Source organism: Plectonema cf. radiosum LEGE 06105, from assembly GCF_015207665.1.
Lineage (GTDB): Bacteria > Cyanobacteriota > Cyanobacteriia > Cyanobacteriales > Nostocaceae > Rivularia > Rivularia radiosa_A.
On sequence record NZ_JADEWL010000013.1, the window covers coordinates 61,477 to 79,677 of the forward strand.

Annotated in this window: 20 protein-coding genes; 10 read left to right on the plus strand and 10 right to left on the minus strand. The window is 37.6% G+C overall.

Going from position 1 to position 18,201, the window contains the following annotated elements:
- Positions 1-734: 734 nt before the first annotated feature.
- The 3 genes from aspS to IQ247_RS06520 all read right to left on the minus strand — a co-directional run bounded on the left by aspS (position 735) and on the right by IQ247_RS06520 (position 4,242).
- Positions 735-2,522: an aspartate--tRNA ligase gene (gene aspS / locus IQ247_RS06510; RefSeq protein ID WP_193918211.1), complete on the minus strand. Its 1,788-nt coding sequence runs from the start codon at positions 2,520-2,522 to the stop codon at positions 735-737.
- Between the two features lie 236 nt (positions 2,523-2,758).
- The gene (locus tag IQ247_RS06515; protein ID WP_193918213.1) at positions 2,759-3,157 is read right to left on the minus strand and encodes a hypothetical protein; all 399 of its coding nucleotides are present in this window, start codon (positions 3,155-3,157) and stop codon (positions 2,759-2,761) included.
- Positions 3,158-3,372: 215 nt separating this feature from the next.
- Positions 3,373-4,242, minus strand: a complete 870-nt coding sequence (locus IQ247_RS06520; protein WP_193918215.1) for a M48 family metalloprotease — start codon at positions 4,240-4,242, stop codon at positions 3,373-3,375.
- Positions 4,243-4,860: 618 nt separating this feature from the next.
- Between IQ247_RS06520 and IQ247_RS06525 the strand changes: the two genes are divergently transcribed.
- On the plus strand, positions 4,861-5,718 hold the full coding sequence (locus IQ247_RS06525; protein WP_193918217.1) for a hypothetical protein: 858 nt from the start codon (positions 4,861-4,863) through the stop codon (positions 5,716-5,718).
- Here the strand turns inward: IQ247_RS06525 and IQ247_RS06530 are convergent.
- The 5 genes from IQ247_RS06530 to IQ247_RS06550 all read right to left on the minus strand — a co-directional run bounded on the left by IQ247_RS06530 (position 5,710) and on the right by IQ247_RS06550 (position 7,391).
- Positions 5,710-5,931, minus strand: a complete 222-nt coding sequence (locus IQ247_RS06530) for a hypothetical protein (protein ID WP_193918219.1) — start codon at positions 5,929-5,931, stop codon at positions 5,710-5,712. The two genes, IQ247_RS06525 and IQ247_RS06530, sit on opposite strands and share 9 nt — an antisense overlap.
- Positions 5,932-6,137: 206 nt before the next feature.
- Positions 6,138-6,392 (minus strand): hypothetical protein, encoded by a 255-nt coding sequence (locus IQ247_RS06535; protein ID WP_193918221.1) that lies wholly within the window; start codon positions 6,390-6,392, stop codon positions 6,138-6,140.
- An 83-nt stretch (positions 6,393-6,475) separates the two neighbouring features.
- A complete protein-coding gene (locus IQ247_RS06540; protein WP_193918223.1) occupies positions 6,476-6,967 on the minus strand; it encodes a class I SAM-dependent methyltransferase in 492 nt (163 codons plus the stop codon).
- Positions 6,968-6,987: 20 nt separating this feature from the next.
- Positions 6,988-7,215 carry a DUF6887 family protein gene (locus IQ247_RS06545; RefSeq protein ID WP_193918225.1) on the minus strand — a complete coding sequence of 76 codons (228 nt, stop codon included), beginning with the start codon at positions 7,213-7,215 and terminating at the stop codon, positions 6,988-6,990.
- Entirely contained in the window at positions 7,215-7,391 is a 177-nt protein-coding gene (locus IQ247_RS06550; protein WP_193918227.1) for a DUF6888 family protein, read from the minus strand. The genes IQ247_RS06545 and IQ247_RS06550 overlap by 1 nt, the downstream gene beginning before the upstream one ends.
- A 170-nt stretch (positions 7,392-7,561) precedes the next feature.
- On the opposite strand from IQ247_RS06550, the gene IQ247_RS06555 reads away from it, so the two are divergent.
- On the plus strand, positions 7,562-7,843 hold the full coding sequence (locus IQ247_RS06555) for a DUF433 domain-containing protein (protein WP_193918229.1): 282 nt from the start codon (positions 7,562-7,564) through the stop codon (positions 7,841-7,843).
- Positions 7,840-8,010, plus strand: coding sequence for a DUF5615 family PIN-like protein (locus IQ247_RS06560; RefSeq protein WP_193918232.1), 171 nt, complete (start codon positions 7,840-7,842; stop codon positions 8,008-8,010). The genes IQ247_RS06555 and IQ247_RS06560 overlap by 4 nt, the downstream gene beginning before the upstream one ends.
- 57 nt (positions 8,011-8,067) lie before the next feature.
- On the opposite strand, the gene IQ247_RS06565 is transcribed toward IQ247_RS06560, so the two are convergent.
- Positions 8,068-8,253: a hypothetical protein gene (locus IQ247_RS06565; RefSeq protein ID WP_193918234.1), complete on the minus strand. Its 186-nt coding sequence runs from the start codon at positions 8,251-8,253 to the stop codon at positions 8,068-8,070.
- A 58-nt stretch (positions 8,254-8,311) separates the two neighbouring features.
- On the opposite strand from IQ247_RS06565, the gene IQ247_RS06570 reads away from it, so the two are divergent.
- Complete coding sequence (locus IQ247_RS06570) at positions 8,312-9,508, plus strand: RNA-guided endonuclease InsQ/TnpB family protein (protein WP_193918237.1); 1,197 nt, start codon at positions 8,312-8,314, stop codon at positions 9,506-9,508.
- Positions 9,509-9,666: 158 nt separating this feature from the next.
- On the opposite strand, the gene IQ247_RS06575 is transcribed toward IQ247_RS06570, so the two are convergent.
- Positions 9,667-10,902 carry an LL-diaminopimelate aminotransferase gene (locus IQ247_RS06575; RefSeq protein ID WP_193918239.1) on the minus strand — a complete coding sequence of 412 codons (1,236 nt, stop codon included), beginning with the start codon at positions 10,900-10,902 and terminating at the stop codon, positions 9,667-9,669.
- 251 nt (positions 10,903-11,153) lie between these two features.
- On the opposite strand from IQ247_RS06575, the gene IQ247_RS06580 reads away from it, so the two are divergent.
- The 6 genes from IQ247_RS06580 to IQ247_RS06605 all read left to right on the plus strand — a co-directional run bounded on the left by IQ247_RS06580 (position 11,154) and on the right by IQ247_RS06605 (position 18,178).
- A complete protein-coding gene (locus IQ247_RS06580) occupies positions 11,154-11,465 on the plus strand; it encodes a carbon dioxide-concentrating mechanism protein CcmK (RefSeq protein WP_193918241.1) in 312 nt (103 codons plus the stop codon).
- A gap of 122 nt (positions 11,466-11,587) precedes the next feature.
- Complete coding sequence (locus IQ247_RS06585; RefSeq protein ID WP_193918243.1) at positions 11,588-11,938, plus strand: carbon dioxide-concentrating mechanism protein CcmK; 351 nt, start codon at positions 11,588-11,590, stop codon at positions 11,936-11,938.
- An 837-nt stretch (positions 11,939-12,775) separates the two neighbouring features.
- Positions 12,776-13,951: a HetZ-related protein 2 gene (locus IQ247_RS06590; RefSeq protein WP_193918245.1), complete on the plus strand. Its 1,176-nt coding sequence runs from the start codon at positions 12,776-12,778 to the stop codon at positions 13,949-13,951.
- A 154-nt stretch (positions 13,952-14,105) separates the two neighbouring features.
- The gene (locus IQ247_RS06595) at positions 14,106-15,326 is read left to right on the plus strand and encodes a pilus assembly protein PilB (RefSeq protein WP_193918248.1); all 1,221 of its coding nucleotides are present in this window, start codon (positions 14,106-14,108) and stop codon (positions 15,324-15,326) included.
- 254 nt (positions 15,327-15,580) lie between these two features.
- Positions 15,581-16,264 (plus strand): Crp/Fnr family transcriptional regulator, encoded by a 684-nt coding sequence (locus tag IQ247_RS06600; RefSeq protein WP_193918249.1) that lies wholly within the window; start codon positions 15,581-15,583, stop codon positions 16,262-16,264.
- Positions 16,265-16,411: 147 nt separating this feature from the next.
- On the plus strand, positions 16,412-18,178 hold the full coding sequence (locus tag IQ247_RS06605; RefSeq protein WP_193918251.1) for a M61 family metallopeptidase: 1,767 nt from the start codon (positions 16,412-16,414) through the stop codon (positions 18,176-18,178).
- The last annotated feature ends 23 nt before the right edge of the window (positions 18,179-18,201 follow it).

Consider the following 18,201-nt stretch of genomic DNA (forward strand, 5'->3'; position numbering starts at 1 on the left):
TTTTTTACTTTCTCCCATGAATCTGTGAAATACAATATCATTTTATACAAAGAAAATATTTAGATGTCAAATCCACAGAAAATGTAGGTAGATAGAATCTTAATTTACTTAATGAAAAATCAATTCAGCAAGTCATTAACATAAGCCTCCCTTTATGTTTTTTTTTATACAGCCGATGTTATCAGCACTTTAGAAATAGTAACAATACCTTAGCTACTAATTTCATAATATCTTGATATTGGCTTCATAATACCTTGATATTGAGTACTAAAATAGTTTTCTCAATCAATAAGCAACATAGCTATCAAATATAGCTACAATAAGTATTTTGCGGAAAATATTAAGAAATTATTTATTTTCTTATCAGTAATTATACAGTATCTTGATATTTTCTTTAAAATAAATTTTTATGCATATTATTCTCATTCATGTAATGCTCTATGGAAAAAAATCGACAAAAAGTAGGCATTGCATAAGTATAATAAATTATCTTTGTCATCCTCCGTAGAGTAACGAGAAAGCTACATAGAGCAAATCAGAGTTCAAATATTGGACGCACAAAGATAGCTATCTAATAAGTTTTTGAGACTTTGAATAGAGGCAACTTTAGGTGAATCTTCCGTGGAGTAAGAAGTCGGGTTTTTATTGCTGTTACAAGGGTGTTACGGATATTGATGGCAAAAACCCGACTTCTATAAAGACGACTGACTATTTATCCCAATTATCCGCAAAAATTACTTAGATTTGGGCTTATATGTGGAAGTAACGTGCAATTCTTTGAGCTGAGAAACATCTACAGTTGAAGGTGCATCTGTTAACAAACAACTTGCTTGTTGGGTTTTGGGAAAAGCAATTACATCTCGAATTGATTCTTCACCTGCTAATAGCATAACCAATCGATCTAAACCGTAAGCAATACCACCGTGAGGAGGAGTACCATATTCAAAAGCTTCTAAAAGAAAGCCAAATTTATTGTATGCTTCATCAACAGATAAACCGATTGTTTCAAATACTTGTTCTTGAATTTCCCGTTGATAAATCCGTAAACTACCACCACCAATTTCAAAACCGTTGAATACTAAATCATAAGCTTGAGCGCGTGCAGTTTTTAAGTCTTTTAAATCATCAGGATGGGGTGCGGTGAATGGGTGATGTAATGCTTCCAGACGTTTTTGTTCTGCATTCCATTCAAACATTGGGAAATCTGTAATCCAGAGTAAATTGATTTTATCTGGTTCAATTAGTTTGAATTCTTTAGCTATAAATTGACGCAATCTATCTAAGGTTTTATTAACAGTATCGGCATCGGCAGCAGCAAACAATAATAAATGTCCGGGTAAAGCATTGGTGCGCTGCAAAATTTCTTGTTTTTGTTCATCAGTCAAGTTATCTTTGATTGCACCTATGGTATCAATTTCCCCGTTTTCTTTAACGCGGATGTAGGCTAACCCTTTAGCGCCGGCTTCACTCGCTTCTCTAAAAATGTCCCCACCCGGTTTAATACGGACATTAGAAATTACATCACCGCCGGGAATTGGCAGAATTTTAATAATGCCGCCTTTGGCAACAGTATCGCGGAAAACTTTAAACTCACAATCTTTAAGTACCTCAGAGACATTAACTAGTTCTAATTCATAGCGTGTATCAGGTTTATCACTGCCGTAGCGTTCCATTGCTTCAGCATAGGTAAGACGCGGAAAAGCATCGGGTAAGTCAATGTTTTTAACAGCTTTGAAAATATGACCAACTAACTTTTCATTAAGGGCGATAATTTCATCAAGGGACATGAAACTCATTTCCATATCCAATTGAGTAAATTCCGGTTGTCTATCAGCGCGTAAATCTTCATCGCGGAAGCAACGGGCAATTTGATAATATCGGTCAGTACCCGATACCATGAGAATCTGTTTGAACAGTTGCGGTGACTGGGGTAGAGCGAACCATTCACCGGGATTCACCCGACTCGGTAAAAGAAAATCCCGTGCGCCTTCGGGAGTCGAACGAGTTAATATGGGAGTCTCAATTTCGATAAAGTTTTCTTGGTCTTCGAGGAAACGACGAATAGCTTTGACAACTTGGTGACGTAACTGTAGATTACCCGCCATACGTTCCCGACGCAAATCCAAATAACGGTATTTTAACCGTAAATCTTCCCGTACCGATTCCGTATCGGCAGTAGAAACTTGAAAAGGTAATTGCGATCGCACTGCATTTAGCAGTTCAATATTATCGACGTAGATTTCGATTTCACCAGTGGGTAAACGAGTATTTAGGGAATCATCCGGACGTTGGGATACTCTACCCGTGACTTTGACAACGTACTCTGAACGTAGGGAATTCGCTTGTTCGTAAGATACGGGAGTACGTTGTGGATCGCTAACGATTTGTACAATGCCACTGCGATCGCGCAAGTCTAAAAATATCACACCCCCATGATCGCGACGACGGTCTACCCATCCATACAAGGTGACAGTTTCTCCGATATGAGATGAACGGACTTCGCCGCAATAATAAGTTCGCATAGGTATTACTTCTTAAAATTCGAGCAGGGATTTTCAAGTTTTTGTAAAAACCTTATTATTATATTTGGGAATGAGTAATTAGAAATGGCGAATGGGGAATTTGACCTTTGACCTTTGACCTTAAACCTTAGACCTTAGACCTAATATGATCGATTTTAAATTAAAACCTCCCTATCTAGCTAAAAAAAGACGCTGCATAATTGCAACGTCCCCAATAAATTAGTTTATATTTACTACTAAGGTTTGGGACGTGGTGCTGTTAGTACATCCCAAGCTGCTTGTGCAGCTGCTTGTAAGCGATCGCCAAGTTCTTGAACTTCTGCAATAATCGATTCAAAGTTTTTGGTGGCTTCATTTTGCACCATATCAAAAGCATTTTCGATACGAGCGCGTTCGATCAGTTGGTTTTGTTCGATTGCTTCTCGCGCTTGACGTACCGCATTTAAGTAGGTTTCGCGAGTCAGGGTACCGGCAGATTGTGCTTCAACTTGAGCGCGTCTTTTGAGGGCTTCAATCAAAGCTGCGGTTTCGTGCTTGACATCCTCACTTTCTCCAACCATCTGGCTTTCTACCATTTCAGTGGTTTGAGGGCTGACTTCTACTATTACTTTGGGTTCTTCGTTGTTATCTGTCATGATTTTAGATACAGGTAAGGAACTATGAATTATTAATTATTAATTATTCAGTTTCAAGTTGGAAAACAGTAGTTTTCAATGGCTAAGAATACACGAATTAGAACAAAAACACAATTTAAACAATTTAATTTGTTTTAATTTCTTTGTTGGCAATTTTTGCAAAGTTGCTCGATTCAAGCCCAGATTTGCGATTTATTTTCCACCTTAATCTTTAATTAAACTATTGTGGGTAATTGTCCTTCTAGCTGTAACAATGCCTCAACTCTGGCTTCAGTACTCGGATGAGTTCTAAATAAGTTACCCAAAAATTCGCCACTCAGAGGATTGATAATTAATAAAGGCTCAAAAGCTGGATTTGCTTGCATCGGCATTTGTTTTGCTGTCGCTTCCAACCGCTGCAAAGCTCGTGCTAAAGCGCGGGGATTACCCGTTAATTTGGCTGCACCAGCATCGGCGGAAAATTCTCTAGTGCGGGAAATCGCTAACTGAATAACACTTGCAGCTAAGGGGGCTAAAGTAACTGTTAATAATACTCCTAAAATATTTCCACCTCTATTACCATCCCGTGAATTTCCCCCACCAAACCATAAACTGTAGCTTACCATCTGGGCCAAAAAAGAAATCGCACCCGCAATAGTAGCGCTGACTGCTTGGGTAAGTGTATCGCGATTAATGATGTGAGTCAGTTCGTGGGCAAGTACACCTTCAAGTTCTTCCTCTGGGAGGATGTTTAAAATCCCTTGAGTTACCGCAACCGCAGCATTCTCTGGATCTCTCCCGGTAGCGAAAGCGTTAGCGTTGGAACTGGGAACTATATATATCCTTGGTGTGGGAATGTTTGCTCTTGCTGATAATCTTTCTACCATCCGATAAAGTCCCGGTGCTTCGCTCGATGATACTGGTTGCGCTCGATAAGCTGCTAAGGCAATTTTATCTGATTGGTACCAAGATACAAGGTTAGTTACTGCGGCGATACCGATACCAATAATTAAACCGCCACTACCGCCGATTATCCAATAACTAATAGCTATCAAAAGTCCGCTTAAAGCAGCTAGCAACGCCGCAGTTTTTACTTGATTGCCCATATTGTTCCTCCTGAAGTACGCTGCCTGATTATTGATTTTTTGATTAATAACACCATTACTTAAGCCCTACTGCGATTGTATCTATCTAAACTGAGATTTTTGGGGTAGAAAACGCTAATACTCAAGTACGGTTTTGCCCACCAATACTTGTACAAAAATTTTTGATGTATCTTTAATTCTTTTTGATTAATTTACTGTTTTATAAGTTTTTATTTAAATAACATGAATGATAATTATGGGCATCTATCTGTAGTATTGTTTTTTTAGATAAATATTAAAAACAGATGTTTAATAAATGGATAAATTGTAATTTTATAGTAAAGCATATAGTTAAAATTGCGTATAGTAAAATCCCTTAAAACCTTTAGATTGCTAGAATAGGTGTGAATTAGTAAATAAATTTGCAGTGAGTAGTCATGATTGCGCTTTTTAAATAGTATCGGTAGAATTTTCCACAAATACAGCATAATTTACGCGATTGGCAATACCATCAAGCAGCCTGAAATTTTTTTGTTTATGCTGCTATATCCTAGTCATTGCTTGGGGGAACCAAGTAAGTCAGAATAAAGCGAATAAATAGATTTTTTTCATGGGTATAAAATTTTAAGGATAAATTTAATGGCTCAAAAGTTGAACAATACGGGAGTTTTAGAAAAGATAGGAAAAACTTTGTATGGATTCGCAGAGTTTATTGTCAGCCCTTGGCTGAATGCATCTCGACTAAAAGTAATGCACAAAAGAATAGAAGGTTTAGAAAGAAAGCTATATCAAACTGAACCACAAACAGAATTATCTCAAGAGAAGATGATTTATTCTTTGCAACAACAGTTGGATTTTTTGGAAGAAAGTACAAATAATCGTCTGGAAACAATTATCAACTATGAACTACGTAATCAAGTTTTAGAAGTCATTCACGAACAAATAGACTTTATTGCTAAAATCATCAAGCCAACTGTAGAAGTATTATTGAGGGAATTAGAAGATAAAAAACTATCTCATGTGGGAATAGTAAGCCTGAAAGAAATTCAAGAAAGACAAGACAAACTTCGTTGCTCCTTAGAATATATCGAAAGAGAATTGACAGCATCGCTTCCAGAATTAGAAGCACAAAGGGCTGGATGTATAGAAGCAGGAAGATGGTTACTCGCGAATCGAATCGAATTAGCCCAAACAGTAGCATCGGAATTATTAAATAGGGAACATCCCCATATGGAAGATTTTCGTCGTAACATCAGCAAATACCTCAAATTGATTGGTAGCTGCATGGAAAACGAAATCGAACCCCGTTTACTTTATAAAGGAGTAGTTACCCATTACGAACCACCAGTAGAAATATATTTAAAAGCATTCGAGTTAATTAGAAACAAATATATCAAAGATTGGCAATCATCTGCTGTACTTTCAGATAAAGCAATTAATGAACTTATTGGTTACTTTGACTATTTAATAGACTACTTTGTCAACGTTTTAGTCTAATAAAAGGGAGTTTTTTATATCTTCTTCGATTGCAGCTATTGACTGAATATTTTTAGTTTCTATTTCCAAAACAATATCAAGCATCATTTGAATAAGTTTGCTTTGATGCCAGTATTTTTCTGCTTCTAACAAATTAGCTAAATTTTGCAATGCTTTCATCAAAGCCGCATTATATTCTTGAAAACGTCGATCTAAAAACTGATACTGAGTCATAAACAGGACTTAATAAATCACAATCATTGTTTCTATCGATAAATATATACCCAGGATTTAAAACATAAAAATTTCATAAAGCTAAATTAAATTTTCATGAATTAGCTGTTGAGCATTGGGAATGGGTAATTGGGTAATTAAATCTGTGTAATCCGTGTAATCAGTTTTAATCCGTGATGGGTAATTGGTGATTGGAAATTGAGCTATTAATTATTGATTTGTTCTGAAGATTGTGGCTGATTATTTATCAATTGTTCTTGATAATAACTTTGCAGCAAATTTTCCAGTTGTCTTTCAGGACAACATTCAATTAATGCTTCAAAAACCTCAAATAACTTAGCAGCACTATCTCCTAACAATGGACTTAATCCCCAAACATCCTGTACCCAATCTTGAGGATGAGTATCTTCAAAAATCATTCTTTCTAAAAGTTGCTTTGCTTCGGTTTTTGAAATAGACATTACAATTATTAGTGGTTAGTGGTTAATGGTTAGTAAAACAATTATCAACGAACAATAAAAATTTGCTCACTGAGAATTGTTTACTAATTAGCAATCTCCCAATAGTATAGAGTTACTTGTTCCTCTTCTTCCTCTTCCTCTACGGTAAACTTTAACTGTTGCAATGGTTGCCAGTCTCCCATATCGAAGTCGCGGGATATTATCCGGGTGCCTGGTTTGAGTTGTTTCCACAGTTGAGGACGTAATCTTAAGTTGAGATGAGGTAACAGATAAATAAATATTACTGTAGCATCAGAAAAATTACTGCTAAACAAATCTTGCTGATAAAATTCTAACTGTTGTGAAACACCATTTTTTAAAGCTTTTAATCTTGCTTCTTCAATTCTTGTAAGGTCGATATCGATACCGACACCGCGAGTTCCATACTGTTTCGCAGCAGTGATTAAAATACGTCCGTCTCCGCTGCCTAAATCGTAGAGAATATCTTGGGAGTTGATTTTTGCTAACTCAAGTATGGCTTCTACAATTTTTTGTGTACAGGGAATATAGGCGATGTCTGGCTTTGGAAACGTCATTCTATTTTCAATTTTGGATGTTAGTTATCTTCTGGTTTCATTTCACCAGGATTTTCATTGATTTGTTCGCGAATAGCAGTTAAAATTTTATCTTCAAAATTGGAGTCGTTGACAGTTGCAATTACTCGATTTGAACGTTGATGACGACGATTTAAATAAACTTGAAGCACTGCTTGATCATTACGATGTTTAACTAAATATTTTTTTAATTGTTGATCGGACATTTGAATATAGTTTACAGGATTCATTAAAATACCTCTCCATCAATAGTAATTTCAAATTCAATATTTTCCTCTTCACCAGCTAATATATAGACATTTAACGTCCGTTGGTCTAAGTAAACAAGGTGAATTGGCTGGAGCATCACGAAAGTTAACTGACAAGTTATTGTATACAGACATTTTAATTGATCTTCTGTAGGCATTTTTCCAGTTCAACCCTCTTGTTACCAGAATTATCCTACAGATTATTACTCGAAAGTTTCAAGCAGCAATGCTTACATAAGTTAAATTGAATGGGGGATTGGGAATTGTGCATGGAGAAGAATTTATTGGCTTTTTAGCATAAAATTTATTAGTAAAGATGGATTTAATTATGGTGCAAACAACAGAGCATTTCTATATCGTTACAGATGATGCAATTTTAGGTGGTGAACCAATTATTCGAGGAACACGTACCCCCGTAAGAGCAATTGTAGAAAGTTGGCGACTTGGAGTTACACCAGAAGAGATTGCTAATGGTTTACCACATTTGACTTTAGCTCAAGTATTTGACGCTTTGAGTTACTATCTAGACCACCAAAGTCAAATTAATCGCTACATTGAGCTTAACCGAATTCCAGAAGAGTTAACTGATCCGTTGCTTCGAGACTTATGAGTAAAATTTTTATTAGCATTTACCTTGATGAGGATGTTAATGTATTATTAGCAGATTTACTTAAGGCAAGAGGTTTTGAAGCAATTACTACACGTCAAGCCGCTCAATTGAGTAAAGCTGATGAAGAACAGCTTGCTTATGCTGTTACTCAAGAATTAACCTTATAAGATAAATGCTGAAAACCCTGCGCTTTTAAGACAGGGATGAAAGCGGCGTTGCAGGTTTTAACCTGCCAGAAAACCTCTGATCAATTGTTCCAAATATTCTGAAGCACTTGTTTTACTCAAGGCTGCTTTTTCCTGTATTCCTTGCCACGCATAATCGGTTAGCCACACACCACGTCTTTTTTTGGGCTGCTCATAAAAAACTGGTGTATTTTTGACTCTTTTTTTGCCTTTTCCTGTTGTCATTCTTTAGAATCATCATCTATAGTAAATACAGTATAGCAAAACAAAGGAGGTGATATTGATGCTGGTTCTAGAGTACAAAATAGTAGCGAAAAAGAAACAGCATCAAGCGATAGAGGAAGCTATCAGAACTACTCAGTTCATCCGCAACAAGTGCATTCGCTACTGGATGGATTCTAAGAAAGAAGATAAGGTAAATAGATTTGCTTTAAATAAGTACTCAACCGTGTTGCGTAATGAATTTAAGTTTGTTAAAAACTTAAATAGCATGGCAGTTCAATCCGGAGCGGAAAGAGCGTGGTCAGCTATAGCTAGGTTTTTTGATAATTGCAAATCCCAAAAAGCAGGTAAAAAAGGATTCCCAAGATTTCAAAAAGATAACCGTTCCGTTGAATACAAAACAAGTGGTTGGGCATTACATAAAACTAAACGACGCATCACCATTACCGACAAAAATGGTATTGGTGAACTTAAATTACTTGGTACTTGGAATATTCATGCTTACCCAGTTAAATCAATTAAACGAGTGCGTCTAGTGCGTCGTGCTAACGGATATTACTGCCAGTTTGCGGTTGACGTTGATGCTTCAAAACAACTTGAACCAACTGGGAATCAGGTCGGGCTGGATGTTGGCTTGGAGTATTTTTACTCCGATAGTAATGGTAATCATGTAGAAAATCCTAAATTCTTACGCAAAGCGGAAATTGCCATCAAACGCAGTCAACGTCGTATTTACAAACATAAAAAAGGTTCAAATAAACGGCATAAAGCAAGAAAAATATATGGTCGAAAGCAATTAAAAGTAAGTAGGCAGCGTACCGAGTTTGCGAAGAGAATAGCCCTCACGCTTGTATCATCTAACGATGTAATCGCCTATGAAGATTTAATTGTTGCGAACATGGTAAAAAACCACTGTCTTGCAAAGTCAATCAATGATGTTGCATGGAGACTTTTTCGGCGGTGGCTTGAATATTTTTCTCAGAAATATGGACGTTTAGCAATTGCTGTTAAGCCACATTACACGAGTCAAATTTGTTCTAACTGCGGGGCTAAGGCAAAGAAAACTCTCAGTCAAAGAACACATATTTGCAAGTGTGGTTGTACGTTGCAAAGAGATGTAAATGCAGCAATTAACATTCTTGCAAGAGCTACCGGAGGGCATCCGGGAAGTAACGCTCAGGGAGTCGGAACCACTACTTTACTTGGTGAGTCAGTTGGCGGTGTCGGTTTCCGTCCCGCCAAACTGACGAACCCGTAAGGGGGTAACTCTGGTAGAGCAAGTTGCGACGTTGAACTGAGAATCCCCGTCTTTTTAAAGCGGGGAGTGTCAAGATTCGGACGCTCCGGGATGCCCATCCCACGCATTGCTTTATAATATAATGCTGTATGTTCTTCGCTAATCCGAATATCAGAAAGCTAAACTTTAAATTTCTCGGTAATTCGCTTCATTGCTTCTTCTACATTTTTTCTACTATTAAAAGCTGAAATGCGAAAATAACCCTCACCCGCAGCACCGAAACCGGAACCAGGTGTACCCACTACGTTGCAAGTGTTTAGTAATTTGTCGAAGAAATCCCAACTGCTTAATTCGTTCGGTGTTTTCACCCAAACGTAAGGTGCGTTTACTCCTCCGTGAACTTGCAAACCCGCAGCGGTGAGTTTTTCACGGATGATTTTAGCGTTTTCTAAGTAGAAGCTGACGAGTTGTTGAATTTGCTCTTTTCCTTCCTGAGAATAAACCGCTTCCGCACCGCGCTGTACTATGTAGGATACGCCGTTAAATTTGGTCGATTGACGACGATTCCATAGTTTCCACAATTCTACATCGGAACCGTCTTCAGCTTTGGCTGTAAGTGTTTTGGGTACTACAGTCAACGCACAACGGGTTCCCGTAAATCCTGCATTTTTAGAGAAGGAACGGAACTCGATCGCGCAATCTCTAGCTCCTTCGATTTCATAAATCGAGTGGGGAATTGAGGAATCGGTGATATAGGCTTCGTAAGCTGCGTCGAAGAAGATAATTGAGTTATTGGCTTGAGCGTAATCTACCCAAGCTTGTAAGTCTTCTTTACTCGCTGTCGCTCCTGTGGGATTGTTCGGAAAGCAAAGATAGATTAAATCAACTTTCTCCCCAGGAATTTCAGCAGTAAAATTATTTTCAGCCGTGATTGGTAAATATACTAAGCCTTCATATTCACCATTCTTCTTGGCATCCCCGGTATTCCCTGCCATCACATTAGTATCGACGTAAACGGGATAAACCGGGTCAGTGACGGCGATAGTATTATTGTTACCAAATATTTCGAGAATATTGCCCGTATCGCACTTAGAACCGTCAGAAATAAAGATTTCGTCCGCGTCAACTTCACATCCCCGCGCTTGGAAATCGTGATGGGCAATCTTTTCGCGCAACCAAGCGTAACCTTGTTCGGGACCGTAACCTTTAAAAGTTTCGCTCACGCCCATTTCTTCGGTAGCTTGAATCATCGCTGTACGGCAAGCTTGCGGTAACGGTTCGGTAACGTCCCCAATTCCCAATTTGATGATTTTAGCATCAGCATTAGCTTGAGCAAATGCATTTACTCTCCGGGCAATTTCCGGAAACAAGTAACCTGCCTTGAGCTTCAAATAATTGTCGTTAATCGTTGCCATAGTTAAATAAATAAGTGCATAGTTTATCAGCTTACTGCAAAGTGGGGGAGTTAAAAGTTAGGAGTTAGGAGTGAGGAATTAAGAGTTATAAATTCAAGAGTTATAAATTGGGCTAAACTTCACCTAGTACCTGGAGGCAGGTACTAGGTGAAGTTCGGGGTGCATTCCGGTGGGATTAAATAAAGATACAACAGAGACAAAACCACCGTATAATTATTTTTACTTATCAGTTGATCTGGGAGAACAAAGCCATGCCAATGGCAGTAGGAGTAATCGAAACATTGAGTTTTCCGGCAATACTCATAGCCGCAGATACGATGGTTAAAGCTGCCGCAGTTACAGTAGTTTTTTACGATAAATCCGAAAGCGGACGTTTCTTTGTTGCAGTCAGAGGACACGTTGCCGAAGTTCAACGTGCTGTAGCAGCAGGTCTCGAAGCTGTTGAAGTAGAATCTCATGGAGGTCAAGTCATGTCCCATTACATTGTCCCCAACCCCCCGGAAAATGTCGAAAGCGTTTTACCAATTCATTTCACTTCAAAATCAGAACCTTTCCGTTTTTAATACGTAATTGTTCACTTTCTGAGAAAATAAAGAATATATTAGTAGCTATCAAAAAATGTGTAAAAACATTCATACAATCATTTGTTAGCGCCCCATACGTTTATTAATACAGGAGATAATTAATGGCACTACAGGCAGTTGGTTCCTTAGAAACTAAAGGTTTTCCTGCCGTATTAGCAGCCGCTGATGCAATGGTAAAAGCTGGTCGAGTTACCCTTGTTGGCTATATCAGAGTTGGTAGCGCTCGCTTTACAGTTAATATTCGCGGTGATGTTTCAGAAGTTAAGGCTGCTATGGCTGCTGGTGTGGAAGCCGCAGAAAGCTGTCATGGTGGAACCCTGGAATCTTGGGTAATTATTCCTCGTCCCCACGAAAACGTCGAAGCTGTTTTACCAATTGCTTATTCCGAAGAAGTTGAACAATATCGACTTTCTGTAGAAAACCCGATAATCGGTAGGTCTAATGGTCGTTAATAATACGATTTTGAATTCTAAAAAGCTGCTAGATCAGCTTTCCAAGATTCCATCTGTCGCAATCCGGGTTCAAAATGGTATAAGTTTTACTTTTTTTCCGCTCTCTTAATCTCTTCCCTCTGTGTTTTCTACGTCTGGGGCGGTTTTTTTCAATAATTTTCTACCGGGAAGGGTTGGGCTAATAATGGAGAACAAAAAAAATCAAATTTGAAGTAATTGCGTGAAAAAAAGTACCCCAGCGGGTACTTCCATATTTTTAATCAATTTTTTATAATAATAAGAATAAATGGCTGTATTCTATATTTTGCTTTATCTAGGATTCTAAATCAAAAAATGTCTAAAGCTGGTTTTATATTTAACTCTTATTCAACCCACAGTACTTCATCCCACAAACAAGTTTTTACTATTATTAGATGAGGTGTAAAAATAAATACTAAAATAAAACCGAAAATAAATCTAGATTTGACAATTGAAACTAATATGTATAAAGCAACGTCCCAATTACAGTGAATTCTATTGCTTGCGTTAAAAATAGTCCTTAAAAAAACATCTTAATTAGTACTTTGTACATCTATCTTTGGGTAGACATTAAGAGCTTGATTAGAAAATATATTTTCCTTTACAAAAATTGACATTAGTGAAAATTTAGGAAGGCACCTTGAAAACCCGATTAAATTACTTATTGATTGATTAGTTTTTAAGTTGATGTAGGAAATTCAGCATAAATGGACTACAAGTACACGTAATAAAAATAGAATCCATAAAATGTTTTGGATATTTTAGCCTGACCCGGCGACAACTAGTTATATACACCAATTGTGATCAACGGGGGTTGTGATGCAAACTTTAAAGCAGGGTTTTGAGGAGCGCAATCTCAATATTATGACATCAGAAGCGGAAAAACTGGCATTATATTGGCAAGATCGATTAGCGGATGAATGTTCGCAACATAGCGAAGCCATAAGAGAAAGTATAGTTAAATGGCTGATAGGAAGCGATGAACAACGCTTGGAGAACCTTGATCTCAAAGAACTAAAAATCGCCAAGCAAGCGATGGAATATCGCTATCGGATTTTGTGTCAACGCTACCTGGGAACTGGTAGGGAACGTGCTTATCGTAACTTGATTACTCGTTTGGGTAGCTTAGCGACATTGCGTTCCAAAATTCAAACTTGGATTTCTTTGAGTCGCGATCGCCAACGTCAGGTATTGGATGTGTTGCAAGAGGTTCTACAAGAATTATTGCAAAGCGATAGTTATATGCTTTCGCAAATGGCTTGTATTTCTGAGTTTACTCAGGATAGCAGGTTGAGAAATGCCTTAGTATTTGCCAGTTTGGAAGAGTATTGTATGCGACCGATACGCAATCAACCACTACTGGTATATCGGTTTGTGAACTATTTAAAAAGAACTCAACGTGGTGGTTTAACCCAAGTACCCGGAAAAGACTTGGTAAGGTTGGTTTCCGAAGAGGTATTCGCTGAAGACGGTGAAAATCGAGTCAGCTTGGTAGATCAAAATGCTATCGAAGATTACCTGGAAGAAGAAAAAGCCCAAGAGCAACAACTACAGCGTCAGTTGGTAAAAAGCGAATTTGAGAAATATCTCCAGGAAAATCTGGGAGAAGATGCCACCAAGTGGCTACAACTGTATCTTAAAGGTTTTACCCAAGACGCGATCGCTAAAGAATTGGGTAAACCAATCAAAGAAATTTATCGGTTGCGAGAAAAAATTGGCTACCATGCAGTGAGGGTTTTCGCGCTCAAAGACAAACCGGAGTTAGTCGCTAACTGGCTGGAAAATTCTTTGTGGGAACACAATTTGGGGCTAACACCAAAGCAATGGGAACAATTGCAAGAAAAGTTATCACCCATACAAAAGCAAGTATTAGAAATGTTGAAAATGGGTAAAACCATAGAAGAGATTGCCCAAAATATCAAACTTAAAACTCATCAGGTAATGGGAGAATGGACAAAAGTATATTTAGCTGCTCAAGCTGTACGCAGTGAATGAGGCTTTTTTGCAATCAAAGACCGTTCTCAGAAGGCTATGGACTAAGATGATCAATTATTATTTGTAAATAATTGTAAATAATCTGATTTTTATGATAGTGCCAAATCGCCAATAAAGCGAATACGATAGAGTAAAATATTAAGCGATTAGACCTATGTTGTCTTCCGAAGGCAAACCAACTGATACCAGTGCAGCGATTGCCAATAAAAAGCCATTTAAGACGATAGGGACTGACGGTGCATCATCTCTTACCCCAAACCAACAGGAGCAGATATTTCAACTAATTGAGAGTATCTTGTGCTTTGAGGCTTGCCTCTATCATCAAGTTTTACCTTTGAAGTTAGAAGATAATAATCTGTTGTTGGGCATCGTTAATCCCACAGATGCGGCGGCATTAGATTATGTTTGTGGTATATTATCTTACTTAAAATCCACGTTAGAAACTCAACCCCTGACAGCGGAAACTCACCGGATTATATTGTCAGAATATCTTAATTATAAAAATAGGTCGGTCCAAGTGTCTAAGTTAGCTTCTAATCAAGGAGAAGAAGTTGAGAATCAATCATTTCTCGAAAATTTAGAAGAAGAATTTGAGCCAGGGGATAATACTTTAATTTTGTTCGATTCCCCCAGAGGAGTTGATTTAGAAAGTTTCTCTCACATTCAAGAGCCAAAGAAACCTCTAACGACGCCTTTAAATCGCCAAGATTTAGATGAAAATATTGGTGTAGGTATTTTTGAAGTGATATCGGCAGAGAATTTACCCGCATTAAAATTACCTCTTCGAGAATCATTCAGTGCTGATGCGCTACTGTCTACTCTTGCACCGAAAAAGTTGCTCAAAGAATTGCTAGCAAGAATTCTTGCAGGAGGCATCGGTCGTTTATATTTAGAAAGACAGCCTTATCAAGGTCGAATTTTATGGAGTTTAAATGGAATCGTACACTCAGTAATAGAAGAACTCCCATTATCGACGTTTCAAGGTGTACTTAATGAATTAAAACGCTTGAATTCTTTAGCAATAGCAACATTAGGACAAGCAAAACAAGTAGAAACAGAATGTTTATTCCAGCAACAGCGATTGTTATTGCGTTTGCGAGTCATGCCGGGAATGTACGGAGAAGAAGCAACTTTACAGGTATTACGTGGAGCTGCATTAAAATTTTATCAGCAACAACAGTTAACTCGTCTGAGTCGCGATGCTTTAGGCGCTTCCCAGCAGTTAAGTTATAAAGTACATGAACTACAGCAAAAATTAGCGCTGAATAAGCGAGACTTAAATCCTCGGCAATTAGAAGCTTTGAATGCTTTGAACGAATTAGTAGAAAGTTTAGATAGTCATTTAAGAATACTTACAGATATCCCCACGGTGTAAATAAATAGCCATTGAATTTTGGATTTTGGATTTGAGATTTTCTGTTTTTGAAATTTGAAATATGGCGGTAGCCACAATTGTTAGGCTCAGTAAAAACGCTGATGAGTATTGGGCAGTTACTGTGTTGTAATAGAAACGTAAATTTTTAATCAGGATAATCCAAAATTGAGCGACTGGTTACGGTTAAAAATCTGTATATATTATTAAGTTTTCCCCTATCTAGTTTTTTATTTATTTATTTTGGCAGATATTTCATGCAGACAGAGGTTTTCGGTGAAATCTTCCCCTTACTGAGTACAGCCAATCCCCAAACTTTAGAGTGGCTGCTCAACGTTGCAACAATGCACGAGTATCCGGCTCGACGAGCCGTTTTAATGGAAGACTCTTGGGGTAACGCAGTTTATTTTATTGTATCCGGTTGGTTAAAAGTCCGGCGTACTAATAGTGAAGATAGTCGCGCTCTGGCAATTTTAGGTAAAGGTGATTTTTTTGGAGAAATGGCGATTTTAGATGAATCTCCCCGTTGTACCGATGTAATTGCTCTTTCCCCAGTAGAATTGATTAGCGTGTCGAGGGAAAGCTTTATTCAGATATTATTTAAAGACTCCCAGTTGCATCATCGAATGCTGCAATTAATGGTACGTAGAATCCGTTATGTGAATTTACGCTTGCAAATGCGAGCCGCACCCCCAGCAGTCAAACTGGCTCACACTTTGGTTGCTTTGGGTGAGAGTTACGGCGAAGAAGCTGCAAAAGGAAAAGATATTTACAAGATTCCATTTCAAGATTTAGCCGATGTTACCGACATCGGTATAGAAGAAACCACCCAAATTTTAGAAAAGCTGCAAGAGAAAGCTTGGATTGATGTTCATACTACCCAAGACGTAATTCATCTGCTTAATTTTAAACAATTGGTCAATTTAGCTGGCAGAATATAAATTATTAACTGCGATCGCAATCAGTTAATTGATCGTGCAACGCCGATCAGCTTACTGCACGGCGGAGTAAGGGTGGCTTTTATGTGATCGGTGATGAGTTATAAGTTATAAGTTACATTAAAAATCCTGACTGATAACTTTGAAAAAATGACCGAAGTAACTGCTCATCATCTTGAAAATTCGACAAAACAAGCTACTGCGACAATTAGTTACCAAATTGCGATGCCTCAGCCTCAAACCCATCTGTTTGAGGTAACTTTACATTTGCAGGGCTATTCATCATCCACTTTGGATTTAAAAATGCCCGTTTGGACTCCCGGTTCTTACTTAGTAAGGGAATATGCTAAGCATTTACAAGATTTTTCTGCGATCAGTGACGATAAAGCTTTAACTTGGTGTAAAATTTCTAAAAATCATTGGCAAGTAGATACAACTAATGTTTCAGAAGTTACTATTAGTTACCGTATTTTTGCGAATGAACTAACTGTCCGCACAAATCATTTAGATTCAACCCACGGTTATTTTAATGGAGCGGCGCTATTTTTTAGAATACCGGGGTTTGAAAGAGAACCAATTAATATCACCATTCAAACACCGCACCCACAATGGCAGGTAACGACAACATTACCAGCAGTTGAAAAACAAAAAAATACTTTTGTTGCAGCTGACTTTGATACTCTTGTAGACAGTCCTTTTGAAATCGGTTCCCATCAACTATATGACTTCGAGGTACATTCTCTACCTCATCAACTAGCAATTTGGGGAAAAGGTAATGTGCAAGTCGAACCGATGATTGAGGATATCAAGAAAATCATCGAAGTAGAAGCCCAGATATTCGGTGGTTTACCCTATGAACGATATTTATTTCTGCTACATTTATCAGCCCAATCATTCGGTGGTTTGGAACATAAAAACTCTTGTGCCTTAATTTATAAGCGCTTTGGATTTTGCGATCGCGAAAAATACGAGCGTTTTATGCAGTTGGTAGCTCACGAATTCTTCCATTTATGGAATGTGAAGCGAATTCGTCCCAAAGAATTGGAAGTTTTCGACTATGACCAAGAAAACTATACACCTTCCCTATGGTTTTGCGAAGGAACCACAAGTTACTATGATTTATTAATTCCTTTAAGAGCCGGAATTTATAACGTTAAATCATACTTAAATAATTTAAGTAAAGAAATAACTGCATATGAAACCACACCGGGACGTAAAATACAGCCCGTTTCCGAATCAAGTTTTGATGCTTGGATTAAACTTTATCGTCAAGATGCTAATAGTAAAAATTCTCAAATTTCCTATTATTTAAAAGGAGAAATGATTTCATTATTGTTAGATTTACTAATTCGTTCTCGTCATAATAATCAACGTTCTCTTGATGATGTAATGCTTAAATTATGGCAAGAATTTGGTAAGGATGAAATTGGTTATACTGCTGCGGAATTAAAGCAAGTTATTGAATCAGTAGCGGAAATTGATTTAACAGATTTCTTTCAGCGTTATATCCACGGTACAGAAGATTTACCATTTAACGAATATCTCGAACCCTTTGGTTTAAAGTTAGTTGCGGATATTCCAGATGAACCATTTTTAGGGATAAAAGTAACTAGTGATAATGCACGAGAATCAATCAAATTTGTTGAAACAGATTCACCGGCACAAATCGCTGGAATTGACGCAGGTGATGAATTATTAGCAATTGATGGTATCAAGGTAACAGCAAATCAATTAAGTGAAAGATTGAAAGAATATCAACCCCAAGATACTATTGAAATTACCGTATTTCATCAAGATGAATTGCGTAATTATCACGTTATTTTAGCGAGACCTCGTGCTAATAAATACGAAGTAGTACCACTAAAAAATCCTTCTGTCGCTCAGAAAGAGAAATTTAATCAGTTTTTGGGAGTGTAGTTTTCATCGTTTGAATTGAAGGT